Origin of the sequence: Streptomyces sp. NPDC091376 (assembly GCF_044757085.1) — a bacterium.
In the GTDB taxonomy this organism is placed as follows: Bacteria; Actinomycetota; Actinomycetes; order Streptomycetales; family Streptomycetaceae; genus Streptomyces; species Streptomyces pratisoli.
Genome location: NZ_JBIVUF010000018.1, coordinates 61,916 through 83,504, shown reverse-complemented (window position 1 = coordinate 83,504; position 21,589 = coordinate 61,916). Strand labels below are relative to the sequence as shown.

The window sequence follows — 21,589 nt, the reverse complement described above, 5'->3', positions numbered from 1 at the left end:
TGGTTCTCCGCGGTGATCGCGCAACCAGTCCCCCGCCAGCGGACGAGGAACCCGCACCGGCGCGGAGCGAGTCGCCGCCTCACCGGTGACCACCGGAGTCTCGCCTCACCGACAGTTCGCCGGCCGTTTCGACGGCCCTAAAGCCCTCCCCGGACTCGCGGGGCCTAACGGAGATCTACACGATGAAACGCCTTCCGCGTATCGAGCACTACGGCCTGATCGGCGACATGCAGACCAGTGCCCACGTCTGCGACGACGGCTCGATCGACTGGCTGTGCCTGCCCCGCTTCGACTCGGCGGCCCCCTTCGCTGCGCTGCTCGGCACGCAGAAGCACGGAGCGTGGCGCTTAGCCCCGGCCGCTGCGTACGAAGAGGGAGCCGGTGCGACTGCCGAGCGGCGCTACGTCGGCGAGTCCCTCGTGCTGGAGACGGTGTGGACGACGCCCTCCGGCAGCGCGAAGGTCACCGACTTCATGCCGCCGCGCGACGGGGCACCGCAGGTCATCCGGATCGTGGAGGGAACGGCTGGCCAGATCGCCATGGCTTCCACTCTGCGCGCCCGCCCCGGCTACGGCCGGGTCAGCCCGTGGATCCATGAGCTGGGCGGACGCATGATCGCTGAGGGCGGCGGGGACGCCCTGTGGCTGGACACGTCCACCGGGCTGGTTGGGAAGGACGGCGCGATCGTCAGCTCCTTCACGGTCACCGCCGGCGAGAGCGTCGCCTTCGTACTGAGCTGGGGGCCCTCCCACGGTGTCGCGCCGGAGCTTCCGGATCCCGAGGCGGCGCTCGCCGCGACCCTCGCGTTCTGGGAGGACTGGGCGAGCCAGTGCACCTACGACGGCCCGCACCGGGAAGCAGTCGTCCGGTCGCTGATCACCCTGAAGGCGATGACGTACGCCCCCAGCGGCGGCATCGTCGCGGCGCCGACCACGTCGCTGCCGGAAGAGATCGGCGGTCGCCGGAACTGGGACTACCGCTACACCTGGCTGCGCGACGCCTCCACCACCCTGAGCGCGCTGCTCGGTTCGGGGTACAGGCAGGAGGCCGAGGCGTGGCGGCGGTGGCTGCTGCGGGCCGTGGCCGGCGATCCGGAGAACCTGCAGATCATGTACGGGATCACCGGAGAGCGGGATCTGCAGGAGCGGGAGCTGCGGTGGCTGCCCGGCTACGAGAACTCCGGCCCGGTCCGGATCGGCAACGGGGCTGTAGACCAGCTGCAGCTCGACGTGTACGGCTACGTGATCGAGACCCTGTACCTCGCCCACCAAAGCGGGGTGGCCCGCTGCGGCGACACCGCGGTCCTGCACCAACAGCTGGTCGAGCACCTCGCCGAGCGGTGGCAGACGCCCGACGAGGGAATCTGGGAGATCCGAGGTGAGCGCCGCCACTTCGTGCACTCCAAGGTCATGGCCTGGGCCGCGATCGACCGGACCATCCGCCTGGTCGAGGCCGCCGTCCTGGACGCCGACCTGTTCGCCCTGATTGAACTGCGCGAGGCCATCCACCAGGAGGTGTGCACGCGCGGATTCGATCCGGTCCGCAACACCTTCACCCAGTCCTACGGATCACAGGAGGTCGACGCCGCCCTCCTGCTGATCCCCAGGGTGGGATTCCTGCCTCCCGACGATCCCCGAGTGCTCGGGACGGTGGAGGCAGTACGTCAGCAACTGTCCACCCCGGAGGGCCTCGTACGGCGCTACCCGACCGCCGGCGACCGCATCGGGCTCGACGGCCTGAACGGTGACGAGGGGACCTTCCTGCTCTGCTCGTTCTGGATGGTCGATGCGCTCGCCCTGACTGGCCGCCCGGACGAAGCCCACGCTCTCTTCGACCGGCTCCTGGCCCTGCGCACTGACCTCGGCCTGCTCGCCGAGGAGTACGACCCCGCCACCGGGCGACAACTGGGCAACTTCCCGCAGGCGTACAGCCACATCGGGGTGATCGGGTCCGCGCTCCTGCTGCAGCAGCTCGACTCGGGGGCGCCCGCAGCCGAGGCCGACGTGCTCTTGGCGGTGGGTGTCTGATGAACACGACCGCCACCACCATGGTCATCGTGCTCGCCGCCGCGGCCATCGTCGCGGTGGCAGCGGCCTGGGTTAGCCACCGCCGATGGCAGAAGACGCGGCGGCGGGCACACCTCCTGGCCCGCGAACAACAGGCCACCGAGGGTGCCCTGCAGAAGCTGGTCCACGAGACGCTGCCCCAGATCCACCAGTCGGGCGGTCGGATCACGGTGCCGGCCCCCGCACCGGAACTGGCCGGCACCGCAGTCGGTGAGCAACTGACCAACGCGGTCAAGGGCACCGCCGGCGTCGTCCAGGCCGTGATCCGCGACATCCAGTACGTGGCGCACCAGGAGATCGAGCAGGCGAAGACGCTCGGGGCGGAGGAGTTGCGGCGTTCGCACACCGCCGCCCAGGAAGAGATCGCTCGGGTAAGTTCCACTGCTGTGCGGTCGACCGAGGCCGCAGTGCGCAGTGTGTCGTCGGCGCTCGTGGGCATGGCCGCCAAGACCAGCCGCAAGGTCAGCGAGGGCGTGCGCGAGCACGAGGACGACGCCGCGTTCGAGACGCTGACCGATATCGACCACACAGTGCAGCAGATGCTGCTGGTCGCTCAGGGCTGGACCATCCTGGCCGGCGGCAAGCTGACCCGGCACTGGCCCACGACGACGCTGACCGATGTGGTGCGGGCCGCGATGGGCTACGTCGAGGACTACCAGCGCGTACAGCCCCAGGAACTCACCGTCGCGGTGAAGACCCGCGTGGTCGGGCCCGTGGTGCACGCCCTCGCGCTCCTGCTGGACAACGCGCTGCGCTTCTCGCCACCACAGTCGAGAGTGCACGTGTCCTTCGAACAGGGCCACCACGGAGTCACCGTCTTCGTGGACGACAGCGGCCTGCAGATGACGCCGGAGCAGCTCGACAGCGCCCGGGACATCCTCACCGGGCAGCGCAGGGACGACATAACGCAGCTCGGCGCCCGCCCGCAGACCGGGTTCCGAGTCGCCGCCGCCCTCGCGCGCGCCTACGGATTCCGGGTCGATGTCCAGGCGCCCAACTCCCTTCTGGGCACCCGCGCGCTCCTCACCCTTCCCCAGGACCTCCTCACCACGGCGCCCCAGGCGCCGCCGGCATCCTCGCAGCCGGTGCAGAAGGATCCGCCAGCTGCTCTCGCCTCTGCCGCGTCCGGCCGGCTCCCTGCTCTCGCCCCGGTTCCGGTAGCCACACAACCCGCACTCACCCCCGTCCCGCCGACGGCCGGGGAATCCGACCAGGAGCGTTCCACTGCCCGCACGACCGCCAGCGGACTGACGGTGCGCAGCCGCCGCGCCGCACCCGCCTCCGTCCCCGTTCCCCGCCCTGCCAACGCCGAGCCGGGGCGAGCGAGCGTGATCGCCGCCTGGGCCCGTGGCACTCAGCGCGCCCGCGCCGAGCAGGGCACCCACGTCCCCACTGCCGACAACGACCAAGGACACGACGCATGACCGACAAGAGCATCGGCTGGCTCCTCGAAAGCCTGGAGGAGACCGCCGGCGTGGAATACGCCGTGCTGGTCGCCGCGGACGGCATGAGCCCGGCCTACACCGATCGGCTGCCGCGCGAGCGCGCCGAGAAGATCTCGGCCATTGCCTCCACGCTGTGGGGAGCATCGCGGGCCTACGACCGGGAGACGAACGGCGGGGGCGTCCGCCAGTTCGTCATGGAGTCGGTCGACCACATCTCCCTGCTCATCCCGGCTGGCGAGAACACCATGCTCGCCGTCCGCACCGACAGCCCTCACGCGGACATCGGGGTGATCAGCGAGGCCGCCCTGCGCTTGGCCGCGAGCGTGGGCGAACAGCTGGGTGTCCAGACACGCATCGCCGGCGGCACGGAAGCACCGCTGGCATGAGCAGGCCGCGGCAGGACCCGGATCTGGTCAGGCCCTACGTCCGCACGGGCGGACGTACCCGCCCCAGCGAGGACGTGCGCCTGGAGAGCCTGGTCTTCGCCGCGGCCGGCACCCGTCCCGGCCTCAACCCGGACGCACGGCGCGTGCTCGCCCTGTTCGCACCCGCGCAAGGCGGAGGGCTGGCCGTCGCCGAGATCGCCTCCGCACTCGCCCTCCCGCCCTCGACCACCCGGATTCTCGTCGCCGACCTCATCGGACACGGACTGATGACCCTCGCCCAGGGCCAGGACGACGACCGGCCCCCGGCCTCACTCATCGAAAGGGTTCTTCATGGACTCCGCGCTCACGCCTGACCGGTTCGTCGCGCGCACGGTGACGGCTACCGCGAAGATCGTGGTCGCCGGAGCCTTCGGCGTGGGCAAGACCACCTTCGTCGGCAGTGTCTCCGAGGTGCCTCCGGTCCACATGGAGGAAACCATCACCCGGGCGAGCGCCCTGGTCGACGACCTGGCCCGCACGCCTGCCAAGTCCACCACCACCGTCGGCGTGGACTTCGGACGCAAGCACCTCAGCGACGACCTCGTGCTCTACCTGTTCGGTACCCCCGGCCAGGCCCGATTCAGCTTCCTGTGGCAGGAGTTGATCATCGGCGCCCTCGGCGCCCTGGTCCTCGTCGACCCCCGCGACCTGGACGCCTCCCACGAAATCCTCGGCCTCCTCGAAGAGAACGGCGTCCCCTACGCGGTTGCGGTCAACCAGTTCGACGGCGCGCCCCGCCACCCGCTCGAAGAAGTCCACGAGGCCCTCGCCCTGGAGGGACACACGCCGCTGACCGTGTGCGATGCCCGCGAGCGAGCGTCCTGCATGCAGGCCCTGATCCAGCTCACCGAATACCTCGCCCGTCTCGCGCACCGTCTGGAGCCCCGACCGTGAGCACCGCGACCCACCGCATCCCCCTGTACGAACCGGACTTCGCCCGGAATCCGCACGCCGCCTACCAGCGCATGCGCGAGCAGTTCGGCCCTCTGGTCCCCGTGGACCTGGCCCCTGGCGTGCCCGCCACGCTGGTCGTCGGCTATGAGGAGGCTCGCCGCATCCTCGGCGACCCGCAACGTTTCCCCGCCGACCCGCGCCAGTGGCAGACCTCCGTCCCCGACACCTGCCCAATCCGGCCGATGATGGAGTGGCGCCCCAACGCCCTGCGCTCGGCCGGTGCCGAGCACGCCCGCTACCGGGCCGCGAACACGGAAGCCCTCGGGGCTGTCGACCAGCACGCGCTGCGAGCCCACGTCGAACTGGTTGCCGAGCAGACCATCAACGCCTTCAAGGGCAGCGGCAAGGCGGACCTGCTGTCCCAGTACGCCTGGCCTCTCGCGTTCCAGACGCTCAGCCACCTTCTCGGCTGCCCCGACGAGGTCGGCCACCGGATCGCGGACGGAATGGCGAAGATCTTCGACGGGGTCAACGCCTCCATCGGCAACCAGATCATGGCCCAGGCCGTGGCGGACCTCGTCGCCCTGCGCCGCCGAGAGCCGGGCGACGACGTGACCAGCAGGCTCCTCGTCCATGTTGCCCGGCTGGACGACACCGAGATGGGCCAGCAGCTCATCACCCTGTACGGGGCGGGCATCGAACCCCTGACCAACCTGATCACGAACACCCTCCTGGAGATGCTCACCAACAGCGAGTTCTCCGGTGACCTGCACGCTGGCGACGCCTCCGTCCGCGAGGCCCTGGACAGCGTCCTCTATCGCGACCCGCCGCTCGCGAACTTCGCGATGTCCTACCCGCCCCGGCCAGCCGACATCGGCGGGTACCTGCTGCCCGCCGACCAGCCGGTGGTCATCAGCTATACCGCCTGCAACAACGACCCTGCCCTGGGAACCCACCGGCCACTGGGCAACCGGGCCCACCTCGCCTGGGGCGCCGGCCCGCACGGCTGCCCGGCCAGCACGCACGCCTACCTCATCGCCGAGACCGCCATCCTCCACGTCCTCGACGCCCTGCCCGAGATGGACCTCGACGGCCACCGCGACGACCTCGTCTGGCGCCCCGGCCCCTTCCACCGCTCGCTGGTCGCCCTCCCCGTCACCCTCCCCTCAAGCTGAAAGAGGCCCCAACGTGTCCGAACGGCAGATACTCGTCCTCGACCCCACCGGATCCGACCCGGACGCCGAACACCGGGCCCTCCGCGAGCGCGGCTCCGCCACTCTCGTGGACATCCTCGGCGTGCGCGCCTGGTCCGTCTCCAACCCGGCCCTCCTTAAGCAGCTTCTGACCAGCAAGGACGTCTCCAAGGACGGCCGCGCCCACTGGCCGGCCTTCGCCGAGACGGTCCCCACCTGGCCGCTGGCCCTGTGGGTGGCGGTGGAGAACATGTTCACCGCCTACGGCAGCAACCACAGCCGCCTGCGGCGCATGGTCGCCCCCGCCCTCTCGGCCCGCCGTACCGCCGCCCACCAGGCGGACATCGAGATCCTCGTGAACGGCATCCTCGACGACCTCGACGCCCTCCGGGCCGATGAGGTGGCCGACCTGCGCGAGCACCTCGCCTACCCGCTCCCGATCGCCGTCATCGGCAAGCTCATGGGCGTCCCCGCCGACCGGCGCACCGAGTTCCGCACCGTGGTGGACAACGTATTCGCCACCCACCTGTCCGCCGAGGAACAAGCCGCGAACACCGCCACCCTGTACGGCCTGCTGGACGCCCTGATCGAGATCAAGCGCACCGAGCCCGGCGAGGACATGACCTCGCTGCTGATCGCCGCCCGCGACGAGGAGGGCGACGGCTCCGCCCTCAGCGACGCCGAGCTGCGCGACACGCTCCTGCTGATGATCAGCGCCGGGTACGAGACCACCGTCAACGTCATCGACCAGGCCATCACCACCCTGCTCTCCGAGCCAGAGCAGCTGGCCCACGTCCGGGACGGCCGCTGCACCTGGGAGGGCGTAGTCGAGGAGACCCTGCGCCACCAGCCCGCGGTCAAGCACCTTCCCCTGCGCTATGCCCGCACCGACATCGCCCTCCCGGACGGGCAGACGATCAAGACCGGCGAGGCGATCCTCGCCTCCTATGCCGCCGCCAACCGGCACCCCGACTGGCACGCGGACGCCGACCGCTTCGACGCCACCCGCCCCAGCAAGGAACACCTCGCCTTCGGACACGGCGTCCACTTCTGCCTCGGCGCCCCACTTGCCCGACTCGAAGTCGCCACCGCCCTGCGCCTGCTCTTCGAACGCTTCCCCGACGCCCAACTCGCCACGGACAGGACCGATCTGAAGAGGCTGCCGAGCCTGATCAGCAACGGACACACCTCCGTCCCTGTGCGCCTGCGCCCGACGTCGAGCCGCTGACCGATACCGACGAGGAAGACCACCATGACCGCCCCAGCCCCGACCACACCGCTCACCCCGGCCGAACGGCGCATCGCCCAGCATGTGGTGAACGGCCTACCAACAGGCCAGATCGCCGACACCGAGACCCTGTCGCACCACACGGTCCGCGCGCACATGGTCTCCTTGCGCAGGAAGCTGCACTGCCCCGAACGCTGCTCCCTTGCCGTAGTCACCCACCGTCTGCTCAGCGCAAACGAGGCCACGGCCCCGGTACCGGACACGCCAGCCCCCGACTTGAGCACCGAGCAGACGAACCTGCTGAAGGCCGTCGCCGAGCGCACCAAGCCGCTCGACATCGCGCGCGGCGCCAACATGGCACCGGCGGACCTCTGCGCGGCGCTCCTCCAGTTGCTCGCTGATACCGGGGCACCGGACACCACCCGGCTGGTCGCCCGGGCCCACGGCTGGAACCTGCTGACCGCCCAGCAGACCAGCACGGTGCGGAGCGGAGCGAGCAAGTGACCACGTCACCCGTTCCCACGGCCTCCGAGCAGTCCTCCGCGCCCCTGCACCATCGCCCGAAACCGTCGGCACTCCAACCTCCCGATGCTGAACGGGCACTCCTTCTTGACCTGGACGGTGTCCTACTGGACACGCGGCCGGTGATGCGCGAGGCGTGGAGGAAGGTCCAGGAAGACCACGGCCTCGCTATCCCGTTCGCCGCGTACGAAGCCCACCTGGGGCGGGAGTTCAGCGACATCATGGAGCGGCTCGGTGTCGTCGACGCTGACGGCGTCCACCGGACCTACGGAGCCGGCTCGACAGCCGCAGCGCATTTGGCCCAGGAGTTCATCGGGATCACGGACGTCCTGCACGCCTTCGTGGCAGCTGGCTGGCGGCTTGGAGTTGTGACTTCCAAGCACGTCGATCGGGCCGCGCCCCTCCTGGCGCAGCTTGGTTGCCCCTTCGACACCGTGCGGACACCCGCGGGTTCCGGGCGGTCGAAGCCGGCGCCGGACCCTCTCCTCCTCGCGTTGGTGGACCTCGGAGTCGACCCTGCGTCGGCCGTGTACATCGGGGACATGCCGGTGGACCGGGAGGCAGCAACTCGTGCCGGCGTCCCCTACATTCATGCCGCCTGGGGGTACGGCGAGCCCGGCTCTCCTGCTGTGGCCGTCGCCCAGTCCCCAACCGACCTGCTCGATCTCCTCCACCAGGCCACGGCATGCACTCCCATTGTCGAAGGGAGCCTGGCGTGACCACCTCGGCATTCGGAGACTTGGGCCTTGTCCGGAGAGAAGACGGCCACCGGCCCGCCTGGGTCCTAGTCGGCGCCGGCCGCTTTGACGTCGCCGACTCCCTCCGCATCAGAACGGGAGATCTGGAGGCGCTGCCGCTGAACCAGCAGGACCTCCGCTCGTTGACCGAACGCGTCATGGCCGCGCTGCACGAGTATGGCGGCGGCCGAGCCCACACGCCCGGCGGAGCTGACTGGCTCCATGTCCAGCACGTACCGGTCCGCCGACTGGTCACGCAGGTCCTGCGGAAACTGCTGGCATTGAGCCTCTGGGAGCCATTCGTCACCGCACCCGGGCCCATCACCCCGGTGCCGTACGAAGGTCTCGTCGGTGTGCGGCCGAGCAGCTCTCAGGAGTACCGCACCTACACGGTCACCTGGTCGGGCATTGCCTATCTGCTCGGCGGCACGGCGGCACACAATCCGCCGCACACTGCCGAGTTGAGCACGCTCTTACCCGCCGACGTGGCTATCACCGAGCCGCACCCGCTTCCCACGGGCCTGCACCGGGGCGGAGTCGTGGCCCTTTCTTGGTCGTCCCGCCACGCCGAGACCCTGATGCCGGTTCTTCGGGAGTTGGCGCGCAAAGGGCACAACAGCGTGCTCATCGACCTCGCCACTGATCCCGGTCAGCGCTGCTTGGCCGAGGGCAGCGAGAGCGTGCGGGTGTGTCCTGCACCGGTTGGGCTCTTCCGGCTGTCAGGCGAGGCGGACGGACTGCGTCCCGCGGATGACGACCGGACCGTCGAGGTCGGTCCGCACGCGATCCGCCTGTCCCGCCTCGTCCGGTTGTTGTCCACGCTGCTGGCGATGAGTGGCGGCTGCACGCAGCCATCCTGGCCTGCTCTGGTCCAGGCGGAGAACTGGCTGGACCGCGTTCTGAGAGCCGTTCGTCCGCACTCCGTCGTCCTCAGCAACGACACAAGTCCGCTCGGGGCGTTGGCGGTTCACCTTGCTGATCGGCACGACTCCAACACGGTGCACGTCCAGCACGGCGCCTGGACGGAAGAGTCCGTCGCGTGGCCCGCCCTCCACAGCCGGGACGTGGTCGTGATGGGCGAGCGCGACCATCCGCTCGCCCTCGCCTGGGCCAAGCACCCGAAGAGTGAGGTGCACGTCCTGGGACAGCCCCGCTTCGATGCACTGGCCGCTTTGGGCCGTGGGGCACAGCGCCGGTACCTGGAAAAGCTGTTGTCGGTCGGCACACGGCGTGCCCCGTCGAAGATCGCCGTGTGGGCCTGCCAGCCCTTCCGGCCCGAGCATCTCGCCCGCCAGGCCGAACTCCTCCTCGGCGGGCTGCGGTCGGCCGTCCCGGACTGGGGACTGGTCATCGCTCCGCATCCGGCGCAGCGCGACAGCGTGTTCGCCCCGCTTCTTGAGCAGGCGACCGGTCTTCCGGTGGCCGTCGCCGACACTCGGGTAGGAGCACGCGGGTGCCTGGCCGGCGCGGATGTGGTCGCGAGCGCCTACTCGACATGCGGCATCGAAGCCGCGCTGCTGGGCGTGCCCGTCCTTGAACTTGCCGCCCCGGGCGAACGGACCCTCGGCCTGGCCGACCACGGCATCGCGCAACGGTGTGGCTCCGCGGACGAAGTCGGCATCGCCCTCGCGGAGCTGCCCCGCTCTCGCCCGCCGGCCGGAGCCGCCGATTCGGTGTGCCGGTGGCGCGGCGACAGCGCCGCCCAGGTCGCCCGCCTCATCGATCACCGCGCCACGCACCCCGAGCTGCCCTTTGACCCCCTTCACGACGATGCCCGCAGCACGCCGCCCGTGCCTGAGCAGGGCGAAGGAGTCCCAGCCTCATGACCCATCTGACCGCCGACAACATCGCCGAGTTGTTCTCCGAAGCCGTCACGCTGACGAAGTCCGGCGACAAGGTCAGCCCGCGCGGCATGCCCACGCGGGAAGTCCGCGACATCCACTTGCTGCTCACGCAGCCGCGGGCCCGCCTGCTGTACGCGCCGCCGGCCAGGATCCTGAACCCGGCGTTCGCCGTGGCCGAGAGCGTCTGGCACCTGTCCGGCTCGGACGATCCGTGGATCTTCGACTACAACGCGCGGCTCCGGCAGTACGCCGATCACGGGGTGTTGCTCGGCGCGTACGGCCCCAGGATGCGGAACTGGGCCGGCAAGGTCGATCAGCTCAACCGTGTCGTGGAGATCCTCAAGGAGGACCCCGACTCCCGCCGCGCCCTGATCCAGCTCTACGACCCGGTTCAGGACGCCGCCGGGCACAAGGACGTGCCCTGCACCCTCGGCTTCCGCTTCCATCTGCGTGCTGGCCGGCTGCACATGGCGACCATGATGCGGGGCCAGGACGTGTGGATCGGCATGCCGTACGACGTCTTCTTCTACACCGTCCTGCACGAGCTGGTCGCCGGATGGCTCGACGCGGAGCTGGGCGAGTTCCACCTGCACGTGGGGTCGCTGCACATCTACGAGGAGCACCTCGACCAGTCCGAGCAGCTGGCCTCGCTCACGGCGAGCCCCGTCATGCCCGACCTGCGGACACGGTGGAACGGCTTCGCCGGTCTGCTCGATCAGGTCGCGGCCCGGGACGTGACCGGCCACCCCGGCTGGGACGCGATGGCCGGGACGCTGCGCAGCTATCGGCTGTGGAAGGACGGACAGCACCAGCAGGCGTGGCGCGTGGCCGACGGCATCGACGGCCACCTCGGCCAAGCCCTCACCGCCTGGTACGGCGAGCTGAAACGACGCTCCCGCCAGCCCGCGGCTGCGACGACGGCCGGGGCGAGGTGACGGCCGCCATGAAGCGCACTCCCTCGGTCATCCTCGGCCTGTGCTCCTACACCCACGACTCGTCGGCAGCTCTCCTGGTCGACGGCGAACTCATCGGCTTCGTCGAGGAAGAGCGCCTCTCCGAGCAGAAGCACACCAAGCTCTACCCCGCTCACGCTGTGGACTGGCTGCTCGGCCGGACCAAGCTCACCTCAGCCGACGTGGACACCGTCGCCTACAACTTCCAGCCCGCCCGCTACCTCGCCGAGTCGCCCGCCGCCCTGCGCATGGCGCTCTCCCCGACAACTCGTGACCGGGCGTTCGCCCGAGCGCACGGGTTCGCCAAGGTGGCGGTGCGCACCCAGCAGCGCCTGCGGCTGATCGGCAGGCAGTTCCCCGCCGCCCGTGTTACCCCGGTGCTGCATCACCGCGCCCACCAGCTCACGGCCTTCGCCGCCTCGGGCTGGGACGAAGCCGCCGTGCTCGTGGTCGACAGCCTCGGCGAGCGGCAGACCACCACCATCGCCCGCTGCCACGACACGCTCCGTCCCCGCGCGCAGACCCTGGAGGCGATCAACGACCCAGCCTCCCTGGGGTACGTGTACGGGGCCGTCACCGAGCACCTGGGCTGGCGCCGGGGCGACGAGGAGGGCACCGTGATGGCGCTGGCCGCCCTCGGCGACCCCGCCCGCTTCCGCTCCCTCTTCACCCACGCCGTCCACACGACCGCAACCGGCTTCCGCATCAACCCCGCCTACTTCCCCACGCGCACCCTCACGTCGGGATACGAGCGGACGTCCCGCCGTTTCGTCACCGAGACCTGCCCCGAACGGCACCCGGGCGAGTCCCTGGCCGACGTCCACCGGGACCTGGCGGCGGCTCTCCAGGAGCGGACCGAGCAGGTCATGGTGCACCTGGCCCGCCGCGCTCGCGTGCTCACCGGCTCCCGGCGCCTGTGCGTGGGGGGCGGTGTCGCCACGAACTGCGTGAGCATCGGCCGGATCATCGAGGCCGGCATCTTCGACGAGGTCTTCGTGCCTCCTGCGCCCGGTGACGCCGGTACCGCGATCGGCGCCGCCCTCGCCGTGCATATCGGCGGACGCAGCCCGCGACCGGTGGCCGGCGTCGCCCGCACCTGCTACCTCGGCCCGTCCTACGAGGACCATGCCCTCGACCTCACGCCCTGGCCCGGCCTTCACCAGAAGACCCTGGGCATCGAAACCGCAGAGTTCCTCGCCGACCAGCTGGCCCACGGCACGATCGTCGGCCTGTTCCAGGGAGCCGTCGAAGCCGGGCCGCGAGCCCTGGGCAACCGTTCGATCCTCGCCTCTCCGCTGGAGCCCGGCGTCGTCGAGCGGCTGAACGCCACCGTGAAGTTCCGCGAGCCGTTCCGGCCCTTCGCCCCCATGGTCCTGGCCGAGTGCGCCCGCGAGTTCTTCACCCTCGGCCAGCAGGCGCCGTACATGTCCATGGCCTCCGGCGTGACCGACAAAACGCGCGAGCGCGTGCCGGCCATCGTGCACGCCAACGGCACCTCCCGCCTGCAGACCGTCACCAAGGCGCAGAACCCGTTCATGCACGCGGTCCTGACCGCCTTCGGCCGCCGGACCGGGGTGCCCGTGCTGATCAACACGTCCCTCAACGTCAAGGGCAAGCCGATCTGCGGAACACCGGAAATGGCCCTGGACTGCCTGGTCAACTCCGGGCTCGACGCCCTGCTCCTCGAAGGGCGGTGGATCACCAAGTGAAGATCGGATACAGCTTCTGGGGCTTCCTCGGCAACGGGGTCACCGACACCCCGGACGGGGGACGCAGCCACCGCCGCCCCTTCATCGACGCCCTCATCGCCCACGGTCACGACATCGTCTTCCTGCAGGCCGACCGCGACCGCCTCGAAGCGGGCGAGGACCTCGGCGGCGCGTACACCTTCGACGACGGCGTTCCGCACATCGACGCCCTGTTCCTGGAGTGGCGCTGGGCGATCCCCGGCCGCAACACCACCATGTGCGGGAGCGAGGGGCACACCTGCGACCTTCACCGCCAGGCCCAGCTCATCAACCACTACACCGTGCGGCACCAGACACCCACTGTGATCTGGGACAAGGACCGCACCCTGCGAGCCGAGAGCGTGTGGCGCACCACGTCGCACACCCGCGTCTGCGAGGCCGCCCTCGCCCCGACCCACGGAGCTCACTCGCTACTCTTCCCCGTCGCCGAGAACCTCCTCACCCAGGCGGACCCCGTGGCCCTCGCGGCACAGAGGCGGGACCTCGTGCTCGGCTACGTGGGCAACCAGTACGACCGCGACGAGCCCTTCGACCGCTTCTTCGCCCCAGCCGCCGCCCGCGTCGCGCACCTGGTCGCCGGGAAGTGGACGGAGACCGACCGCTGGCCGCACGTCCACTTCCTGGGCCGGATCCCGTTCGAGGCCGCCGCCGGCGTATACGGCAGGTCCCTGGCCACGGTGCTCATGCTGCCCGAGCGGTACGCCGCGGTCGGGCAGATGACCCAGCGCATCTTCGAGGCCGTGCTCGCCGGGTGCCTGCCCCTGGCCCCGGCGGACATCCGCTACGTCAACCGGTTCGTCCCGGACGAGCTGGTCGTGCGCTCCGGCCGGGACGTGATCAAACGCCTCTCCCACCTCCGCGAGATCGCCGGCACCCAGCAGCACGCCGACCTGATCGCCGCGTGCGTGGACCGTCTGCGCCTGTTCGGCCTGAGCAAGCAGGTCGACACCCTGGAATCCCTTCTGCACGGTCTCGTGAGGCCGGGCACGACCGAGCGGGGAGCTGCCTGATGCCGACCGCTCTACAGGCCATGGCGCCTGGATCATCAAAACGTGTCCTGGAGGATGGCTCCGCCGGACACCCGAACCTCTCTACGCTGGAGCACCATGCAGAAGGTCGCCATCGTCGGCTGCGGAGGCAGCGGCAAATCCCACGTGGCCCGCGAACTGGGCAAGATCCTCGACGCCCCGGTGACGCACCTGGACGCCGCGTTCTACGACGACGAGTGGAACGCGCTCCCCATGGACAAGTTCACCGCCGTGCAGCGCGAGCTGGTCGCGCAACCGCGGTGGGTGATCGACGGCAACTACAACTCGACGCTGCAGGTGCGGCTCGAAGCCTGCGACACGGTGGTCCTGATGGACGTGTCGACCGTGGCGGCGCTGTACGGGATCTTCGCCCGGCAGATCCGGCACGGCGCGGGACACAAGGGCAACGGGGTGCACAACCGCATCCACTGGGGCGTGATCAAGTACGTCGCCACGTACCGCCGCAAGATGCGGCCCCGCGTGATGGCGAAGATCGAGGAGTTCGGCGCGAAAGCCGACGTGGTGCTGCTGGCCAACCGGCGCCAGACGCGCCGCTGGCTGCGGAAGGTGGCCGCCGAGCAGTCCTGAACGACCCTCGCCCCCGGGCAGGGGGTGCGGCATGAACGAGCCCAACGCCTTCCTGGACCCCGCCCGGCAACAGGAGCTGTACGGGAACGCCTCCCGGCTGTCCGGGCGGACCAGCGCCCTGATGCGCGCGAAGACCTCCGGCAACCCCGTGCCCGAGACGATCGTCAGCCTGGTGCAGACCCACCACGCGCAGCCGGACCGGCTCGGCGTGGTGCTCGACATAGGCTGCGGTCGCGGTACGAGCAGCCTGGGCATCGCCGAGCAGCTCCGACCGCAGCGCGTCGTCGGTCTGGACGCCGCCCCCGCCCTGCTCGCCCAGGCCCACGAGCGCGCCAAGGAGCTGCCCGGCATCACGGTGGACTTCGTCGAAGGCGACTTCCACGACCTCCCGTTGCCCGCCGGGTCGTGCGACGTCGCCGTCGCCGCGTTCTGCCTCTACCACTCGCCGCAGCCCAAAGACGTCATCGCGCAGATCGCCAGGGTCCTCTCCCCCGGGGGCCTGGCCGTGCTCGTCACCAAGGCACTCGACAGCTACCGGGAGATGGACCAGCTGGTCGCTTCGGCCGGCCTCGACGCGCGGGGCGATAAGCACGAGAGCCTCTACACCGCAGCGCACAGCGGCAACCTCGCCGACCTGACCGCCTCCTCGCTCGACGTGATCGCCGTCCTGGACGAGGAGCACGCCTTCACCTTCGACGGCCACGACCACACGGCGCAATACCTGGCCACGAACCCCAAGTACCACCTCGCGCCCGGCCTGTACGGCAACCCCAGGGCTATGGCGGCGGCCTTGCACGAATTCCTTCCGGACCAGCCGCTGACCACTCGGTCCCTCATCACCTTCGTCGTCGCCCATCCGAAGAAGGGGCAGGCATGACCCTTCCGCCGTTCACCAAGCACTACGAGACACCGCAGCGCGCGGCGGCGGCCGTCCGCCACTACCGGTGGATCAACGAGCACGCGAAGCCGCTGCGGCAGCCGGCCCTCAAAGTCATCGGCCCTGCCAGCCTGACTTTCGAGCGGGTCGAGGGGCGCTCCGTACGCCCCGAGGATCTCCCGCGCACGGCGGAACTGCTGGGCCACGCTCACGGTGCCGCCTGGCGCAGTGACTTGCAGGCCGCGTCGTTGAACACTCTGCATCGTTTCCAAGACGGCACGACGTTCGATGACTACCTCGGCCCGCGCCAGGTCGCGCTCCGACGGCGCCACGAACAGGGCTACCTGCCGAACAAGGTGTCCTTGCACGCGATGCTCGGCCTGCTGGAGGAGACGGCGCAGGGGCCCTGTGCCTTCTACAAGGACAGCAACCCGCGGAACTTCATCATCACTGCCGCCGGGGACATCGTCACGGTCGACACCGACGATCTCAGTCTCGCACCCATGGGCTACGACCTCGCGAAGCTGGTCGCCACGCTTCTCCTCACCTACGGCTCCCTCGCGAGCGAAGCGATCGACGACGCCTGCGACATCTACAGCCAGGCGCTCCGCCAGCACGCCCCACAGCTGGACCCCATAGACCGAGAACGCCTGGACGACGGCTTGGCGCTGCACGCCGTACTCACCGCGCCCTACCTCGGCCGGAACGGCTACTGCCACATCTGGCCCGCCCACATCCGTCTCCGCCTTCAAGGAGCAACGTGATCACCACCGAACTCATCTTCGTGCGGCACGGTGAAGCCCAGTGCAATGCCGACGGACTCGTCGGAGGTCCTCGCACCTGCACGGGACTGACGAACCTGGGGTATGCCCAGGCCGAACAGGCCGCGCGCCGCCTGTCCACCGAGCACCTGAAGAAGCCCTTCGACATGGTCTACGCAGGTCCGCGGATTCGCCTCGTCCAGACCGGCGAGATTATCGCCCAGACGCTCCAGATCCCGCTGCAAGTCGACGACCGGCTCGACGGCCCCGTCCACGGCGATGCCGATGGCAAACCCTGGGATGCGGTGAAGACGGCCGCCAACGGCGGCCCGCATGCGCACCCCGACGCTCCCTGGGCCGCTGGCTCAGACACCTGGAACGGGTACCTGAAGCGCGCCAGCAAGAACCTGAGTCAGCTCATCGAGGAGAACGAGGGGAAGCGCATCGTGTTCGCCGCCCACGGAGAGACGGTGATCACCGCGCACACCCTGCTCCTCGACATCCCGATCGGCTCGCCGGCGGGCTTCACGCACAACCACGCCTCCATCACCCGCTGGCAGCACCACCGCAACCGACTGGGCCAGACCCGCTGGATGCTCGATCGACACAACGACACCGAGCACCTCAGTCTCCTCACGCCGGAGCCGACCCCGTGATCGCGACATCGGACGATCCCCGGATCCAACTGGCGCACTGCCTCCTCGGCGCAGTCGAGATCGCGCCGGACCCCTTGCTCCCTCCCCGGGTCGTGCGCGTGGTGGCCGACGACGGGCGTCACTTCGTCGCCAAGCAGCATGCCGAGCACGACCGGTACGCAGGCGAACTCCACGCCTACCGGACATGGGGCACCCAGCTGACCGGCCACGCGCCGAAGCTAGTCGGCCGTGACGACGCCACCCGCACCCTTCTCCTTACCGCGCTCGCAGGCGCTCGGGCGGACACCGCAGCCCCGGGCTCACCCGAGGAGGAACTGGCCCATCACGAGGCCGGCCACGTCCTCGGCAAGCTCCACCGGGCCACCTCCATGCCCCAGGGCGGCGCCGTTGGCGCAGCACTCGCCGAGCGCCTCCAGAGCTGGATCGACCGGGCCGTTCACGCCGACCTGATCGACACGGCCGAGCGAAACCTGCTGAAGCACCATGCGGCCATCCTGGGCAACAGCCTCATGGACGGCGCGGTCTGCCACCTCGACTACCAGCCGCGGAACTGGCTGGTCGGAGACGTCTTCGGTGTCTGCGACTTCGAGCACATGCGACGCGACGCCCGCGTCCGCGACTTCGCTCGGCTCGAGTTCCGACGCTGGCAAGCCGCACCCCACCTCCGAACGGCATTCCTCGACGGCTACGGGCGTCCGCTGACCGACGCCGAACGGCGCCTCCTGGAGTCCTTCGGCGCCATCGAGGCGGCCACCGCCCTGGTCAAGGGCCACAAGGAAAACGACCTCACTCTGAGCGCGCACGGCCGAACCGTCCTGTCCCGCCTCACCTGACCTTCCCCCCCTTCGACCACACCTCTCTGGAGATTCCCGTGCCGCAGCACGAGCAGCACCCGACCGCCGCTGCCCCCCGCCGAGCCGTGGTGACCGGCTCCGCCGGATTCATCGGTTCCCACCTCGCCCACGCCCTCGTCCAGGCCGGCACCACCGTGATCGGCGTCGACCGCCGCGACCCGTCCACCGACCACACGGCCGGCGCCAACCTCGCCGCCCTGCGGGGCCTCCCGGGTTACCACCACGTCACTGCCGACCTCCTCCACTGCGCGATCGACCCTCTCCTGATCGACGCGGACGCGGTCTTCCACCTCGCCGGAATTCCCGGCGTACGGCCTTCCTGGGGTCCGCAGTTCGGCGACTACCTCGCGTCCAACGTGCTGGCCACCCACCGGGTGCTGGAAGCCTGCACGCGCATCGGCGTTCCGCGGCTGATCGTCGCTTCCTCCTCCAGCGTCTACGGGCCGACCGACGGCGGCGCGAGCGTCGAAGCCGACCGCCCGCAACCGGCGTCCCCGTACGCGGTGACCAAACTGGCCGAGGAACAGCTCTGCCTCGCCTACGCCACGCGCCCCAACGGTCCCAGCGTCGTCGCCCTGCGGTACTTCACCGTCTACGGCCCCCGCCAGCGCGCGGACATGTTCACCCACCGCGCCCTGCAGGCAGCTCTGACCGGACAGCCGCTGCGCCTGTACGGAGACGGCCACCAGCGACGCGACTTCACCTACATCGACGACGTGGTCGCCGCCACGATCGCCGCCGCCGTCGTGCCGACCGCGCAGGGCGCGATCAACGTGGGCGGCGGGTCGAACGCGTCGCTGCTGGAAGTGATCAACATCGCGACCAGCCTCATCGGCCGCGACATCCAGATCGAGCAGAACCACGCGCGCAGCGGTGACGTCCTCCTCACTCGCGCCGACCCCAGCCGTGCCCGAGAGATCCTCGGCTGGCAGCCGCGAGTCGACCTCCACAACGGGCTGCGTGCTCACATGCAGGCTCTGGCCGCACAGGTCCCCAACTACAGCCGAGCCGCATAGTTCCGCGACCCGGAGCCCGAGAGGAGACGCAATGGAAAGTCCCGAGCGAGCCCGGCTGGACGCCTTCTTCCGGCAGATCACCGCGCAATTCCCCGCAGGCGAGGCGATCACGACGCTGGTCATCACGCATCTGCTCCCCGAGCGGCCGGCGTTCCTGCGCGCCATGACCGAGGTGTCCACGGTCGGCGCCGTACTCCCCAAGCCCCGGTCGATCCACCAGCCGACCCTCGACGACGTCCGCCGCACCCTCCCAGTCCACGACCTCACCCGAGAACGGTTCACCGACGAGACCCAGGCTCTGGACTACCTGGAGGACACGGCCAGCGGCCGGGACGTCGTCCTGGTGGACATCGGCGGCTACTTCGCGGCGAGCCTCGACACCCTCGTGAGCAAGTTCTCCGGCCGCATCCTCGGCGTCGTCGAGGACACCGAGAACGGACACCAGCGATACGCGGCGCTCGACTCCCTGCCGTGCCCAGTCGTCTCCGTGGCCCGCTCCCCGCTCAAGGACTGCGAGGACCACCTCGTGGGTCGCTCGATCGTCTTCTCCACCGAGGCTCTTGTGCGCGGGCGCGGAGATATTCTGACCGGCCGCAACGCCTGCGTCATCGGCTTCGGGAAAGTCGGGCGCGCTATCGCTCAGACGCTGCGGGCGCTGGACCTGCGCGTCACGGTGTACGACAAGGACCCAGTCAGGCAGGTGCAGGCGCACTCGCTGGGCTTCCGTACCTGCGCGTCCGCCGCGGACGCGGTCCGCGAGGCGGAACTCGTCTTGTGTGCGACCGGCAACCTCGCCCTGCAGCAGAGCGACTTCGCTGCCCTGCGCAACGGTGCGTATCTCGGGTCGGTCACCTCCTCAGAGGACGAACTTGAGCTTGGAAGCCTCCACAGTCTCTACCAACGCACGTCTACCAGCCCGGAGTTGACTCGGTACGAAATCACCGGCCACTACTTCTTCGTGCTCGCCGACGGCGGCGCGGTCAACTTCGTGCACGGCGCCGCTGTCGGCTCGTACATCCATCTCGTCCAGGCCGAAATACTCGCCGCCACAGCAGCTCTTAGCCGCGACCAGTTCGAGCCCGGCATGCACGAGATGGCGGCATCCGACCGTCACGCCATCGCCAGGACCTGGCTCGACCACTTCGAAAGGTGATTCCGTGCCCCCTTCCGCACAGCACATCCGCGCCGTCACCGAGACGTACCTCTCCCGTTACCCGCACGAACGCGACGGGCTGGCACCGCTTTTCACCGCACTCGCCGGCGGCGACGACCCCACGAGCCGCAAGACGTTCCCGGCCCACGTGACCTGCAGCGCCATCCTCCTCGACCGCGACCAGAGGATCCTCCATATCCACCACAAGGCTTCCGGAAAGGTTCTCGCGCCCGGGGGCCACAACGAGGCAGAGGACCCCGACCTCCCCACTGCGGCACTGCGTGAACTCCACGAAGAAGCAGGCATCCCGCCAAGCGCCGTTGTCGCTCTTCCCGGATTCGCAGACATCCCTTTCGATATCGACGTGCACGCGATCGACGCAAACCCCTCGAAGGGCGAGCCCGATCACCAGCACATCGACTTCCGCTGGATCTTCCGCCTCGGTTCGGAGCACGAAGTGACATTGCAGGCCGCGGAAGTGGGCGGCTACGAGTGGCGTCCCTTCACCGAGGCCGCCGCACCCACGGTCCGCGCCAAACTCGCCCTTCTCTGACTCCGACACCCAGCCGACCGCTAGGAGATCCCGTGGCCGCCACCACAGCCTCACCACCGAAAACACCTGGACGCCGGCACATAGCCGTCATCCCCTGCCGGTGGGGGGCTTCGCGTTTCCCCGGCAAACCCCTGGCCCGTCTGGGCGACAAGCCGCTGCTCTGGCACGTTCACCAGCGCTGTCTGGAAGCCACGTCTCTGGACAGCGCCGTAGTGGCGACGGACGACGAGCGCATCGAGGCAGCGTGCCACGAGCTGGGCATCGACTGCGTACGGACCGGCGAGCAGGCCACCGGCACCGACCGCGTCGCAGAGTGCGCCGAGCGTCTCCGCGCGGACGCGTACATCAACGTCCAGGGCGACGAGCCCTTCATTGAGCCGTCAGCCATCGATGCTTTATCCGACGCGCTCGCCAACCTGGACGGCAAGGCCCTGGCCGTTAACGCGTACGCCGAGCTGAGCGAAACCGCGGCCGTACTCGACCACAACGTCGTCAAGGTTGTCGTCGGAACCGAAAGCCAGGCGCTGATGTTCTCGCGGCAGCCCATCCCCTACCCCCGCAGCAGCCGGCCTTCCTTCCTGCGACAGCTCGGCCTTTACGGCTTCACACGCGAGGCTCTCGAACGCTTCCGGCAGCTCCCGCAGGGCCCTCTCGAACAGGCCGAGGGCGTCGAGATGCTGCGGTTCATCGAGCACGGCCACCGAGTGCAGATGCTGCCCGTGTCCGACAGCGGCATCGCGGTCGACACCCCGGAGGATCTTGCACGTGCCGCCGCGATGCTCGCCCGCCGCACCGCAGCACACCCACGATTTCGGTCACCTACGTCACCTCGGCTCGCCACGGCCGCAGCGCCCTCGCGACCCGCCTGACGGCCCATCACCTCTAGTCGCCGCAACCTCCGACACGGCGGCGAAGCCGCGTCGCCCCCCACACGCGTGACGAACTTGAGGCCCCCCTCCCGGAGAACGCGGGGGCACCTGCCCAAACCCTCAGAACAGCACATGCGTTCCAAGAAATACCCCTTCTGTGCCCCGAACGACTGGCCCAG

Annotated in this window: 22 protein-coding genes; all 22 read left to right on the top strand. The window is 69.7% G+C overall.

Annotated features, from left to right (window positions below):
• The first annotated feature begins 182 nt into the window (after positions 1-182).
• Complete coding sequence (locus ACIQMR_RS31135; RefSeq protein WP_401394286.1) at positions 183-2,027, top strand: glycoside hydrolase family 15 protein; 1,845 nt, start codon at positions 183-185, stop codon at positions 2,025-2,027.
• On the top strand, positions 2,027-3,490 hold the full coding sequence (locus tag ACIQMR_RS31130) for an ATP-binding protein (RefSeq protein ID WP_401394283.1): 1,464 nt from the start codon (positions 2,027-2,029) through the stop codon (positions 3,488-3,490). The genes ACIQMR_RS31135 and ACIQMR_RS31130 overlap by 1 nt, the downstream gene beginning before the upstream one ends.
• The gene (locus ACIQMR_RS31125) at positions 3,487-3,897 is read left to right on the top strand and encodes a roadblock/LC7 domain-containing protein (protein ID WP_401394280.1); all 411 of its coding nucleotides are present in this window, start codon (positions 3,487-3,489) and stop codon (positions 3,895-3,897) included. Before ACIQMR_RS31130 ends, ACIQMR_RS31125 begins: the two co-directional genes overlap by 4 nt.
• Positions 3,894-4,250 carry a DUF742 domain-containing protein gene (locus ACIQMR_RS31120; protein ID WP_361370222.1) on the top strand — a complete coding sequence of 119 codons (357 nt, stop codon included), beginning with the start codon at positions 3,894-3,896 and terminating at the stop codon, positions 4,248-4,250. Before ACIQMR_RS31125 ends, ACIQMR_RS31120 begins: the two co-directional genes overlap by 4 nt.
• Positions 4,228-4,830: an ATP/GTP-binding protein gene (locus ACIQMR_RS31115; RefSeq protein ID WP_175309475.1), complete on the top strand. Its 603-nt coding sequence runs from the start codon at positions 4,228-4,230 to the stop codon at positions 4,828-4,830. Before ACIQMR_RS31120 ends, ACIQMR_RS31115 begins: the two co-directional genes overlap by 23 nt.
• The gene (locus ACIQMR_RS31110) at positions 4,827-6,005 is read left to right on the top strand and encodes a cytochrome P450 (protein ID WP_401394277.1); all 1,179 of its coding nucleotides are present in this window, start codon (positions 4,827-4,829) and stop codon (positions 6,003-6,005) included. The genes ACIQMR_RS31115 and ACIQMR_RS31110 overlap by 4 nt, the downstream gene beginning before the upstream one ends.
• A gap of 13 nt (positions 6,006-6,018) precedes the next feature.
• Positions 6,019-7,251 (top strand): cytochrome P450, encoded by a 1,233-nt coding sequence (locus ACIQMR_RS31105; protein ID WP_401394274.1) that lies wholly within the window; start codon positions 6,019-6,021, stop codon positions 7,249-7,251.
• 24 nt (positions 7,252-7,275) lie between these two features.
• Positions 7,276-7,755 (top strand): LuxR C-terminal-related transcriptional regulator, encoded by a 480-nt coding sequence (locus ACIQMR_RS31100; protein ID WP_401394271.1) that lies wholly within the window; start codon positions 7,276-7,278, stop codon positions 7,753-7,755.
• Complete coding sequence (locus tag ACIQMR_RS31095; RefSeq protein WP_401394268.1) at positions 7,752-8,492, top strand: HAD family hydrolase; 741 nt, start codon at positions 7,752-7,754, stop codon at positions 8,490-8,492. Before ACIQMR_RS31100 ends, ACIQMR_RS31095 begins: the two co-directional genes overlap by 4 nt.
• A complete protein-coding gene (locus ACIQMR_RS31090; protein ID WP_401394265.1) occupies positions 8,489-10,336 on the top strand; it encodes a hypothetical protein in 1,848 nt (615 codons plus the stop codon). Before ACIQMR_RS31095 ends, ACIQMR_RS31090 begins: the two co-directional genes overlap by 4 nt.
• Positions 10,333-11,289, top strand: coding sequence for a thymidylate synthase (locus tag ACIQMR_RS31085; protein WP_401394262.1), 957 nt, complete (start codon positions 10,333-10,335; stop codon positions 11,287-11,289). The genes ACIQMR_RS31090 and ACIQMR_RS31085 overlap by 4 nt, the downstream gene beginning before the upstream one ends.
• An 8-nt stretch (positions 11,290-11,297) precedes the next feature.
• The gene (locus ACIQMR_RS31080) at positions 11,298-13,016 is read left to right on the top strand and encodes a carbamoyltransferase (RefSeq protein WP_401394259.1); all 1,719 of its coding nucleotides are present in this window, start codon (positions 11,298-11,300) and stop codon (positions 13,014-13,016) included.
• Positions 13,013-14,065, top strand: a complete 1,053-nt coding sequence (locus ACIQMR_RS31075; protein WP_401394256.1) for a hypothetical protein — start codon at positions 13,013-13,015, stop codon at positions 14,063-14,065. The genes ACIQMR_RS31080 and ACIQMR_RS31075 overlap by 4 nt, the downstream gene beginning before the upstream one ends.
• A 96-nt stretch (positions 14,066-14,161) precedes the next feature.
• Positions 14,162-14,671 carry a topology modulation protein gene (locus ACIQMR_RS31070; protein ID WP_401394254.1) on the top strand — a complete coding sequence of 170 codons (510 nt, stop codon included), beginning with the start codon at positions 14,162-14,164 and terminating at the stop codon, positions 14,669-14,671.
• Positions 14,672-14,702: 31 nt separating this feature from the next.
• Positions 14,703-15,548 carry a methyltransferase domain-containing protein gene (locus tag ACIQMR_RS31065; protein WP_401394251.1) on the top strand — a complete coding sequence of 282 codons (846 nt, stop codon included), beginning with the start codon at positions 14,703-14,705 and terminating at the stop codon, positions 15,546-15,548.
• Complete coding sequence (locus ACIQMR_RS31060; RefSeq protein WP_401394248.1) at positions 15,545-16,312, top strand: phosphotransferase; 768 nt, start codon at positions 15,545-15,547, stop codon at positions 16,310-16,312. The genes ACIQMR_RS31065 and ACIQMR_RS31060 overlap by 4 nt, the downstream gene beginning before the upstream one ends.
• Positions 16,309-16,965, top strand: coding sequence for a histidine phosphatase family protein (locus ACIQMR_RS31055; protein ID WP_401394245.1), 657 nt, complete (start codon positions 16,309-16,311; stop codon positions 16,963-16,965). Before ACIQMR_RS31060 ends, ACIQMR_RS31055 begins: the two co-directional genes overlap by 4 nt.
• On the top strand, positions 16,962-17,798 hold the full coding sequence (locus tag ACIQMR_RS31050) for an aminoglycoside phosphotransferase (protein ID WP_401394242.1): 837 nt from the start codon (positions 16,962-16,964) through the stop codon (positions 17,796-17,798). Before ACIQMR_RS31055 ends, ACIQMR_RS31050 begins: the two co-directional genes overlap by 4 nt.
• A 38-nt stretch (positions 17,799-17,836) precedes the next feature.
• Positions 17,837-18,835 (top strand): NAD-dependent epimerase/dehydratase family protein, encoded by a 999-nt coding sequence (locus ACIQMR_RS31045; protein ID WP_385040521.1) that lies wholly within the window; start codon positions 17,837-17,839, stop codon positions 18,833-18,835.
• Between the two features lie 31 nt (positions 18,836-18,866).
• A complete protein-coding gene (locus ACIQMR_RS31040; protein ID WP_401394239.1) occupies positions 18,867-19,988 on the top strand; it encodes an adenosylhomocysteinase in 1,122 nt (373 codons plus the stop codon).
• Positions 19,989-19,992: 4 nt separating this feature from the next.
• Entirely contained in the window at positions 19,993-20,541 is a 549-nt protein-coding gene (locus ACIQMR_RS31035; RefSeq protein WP_401394236.1) for an NUDIX hydrolase, read from the top strand.
• 32 nt (positions 20,542-20,573) lie between these two features.
• Positions 20,574-21,410 (top strand): 3-deoxy-manno-octulosonate cytidylyltransferase, encoded by an 837-nt coding sequence (locus tag ACIQMR_RS31030; RefSeq protein ID WP_401394234.1) that lies wholly within the window; start codon positions 20,574-20,576, stop codon positions 21,408-21,410.
• Positions 21,411-21,589: the final 179 nt, after the last annotated feature.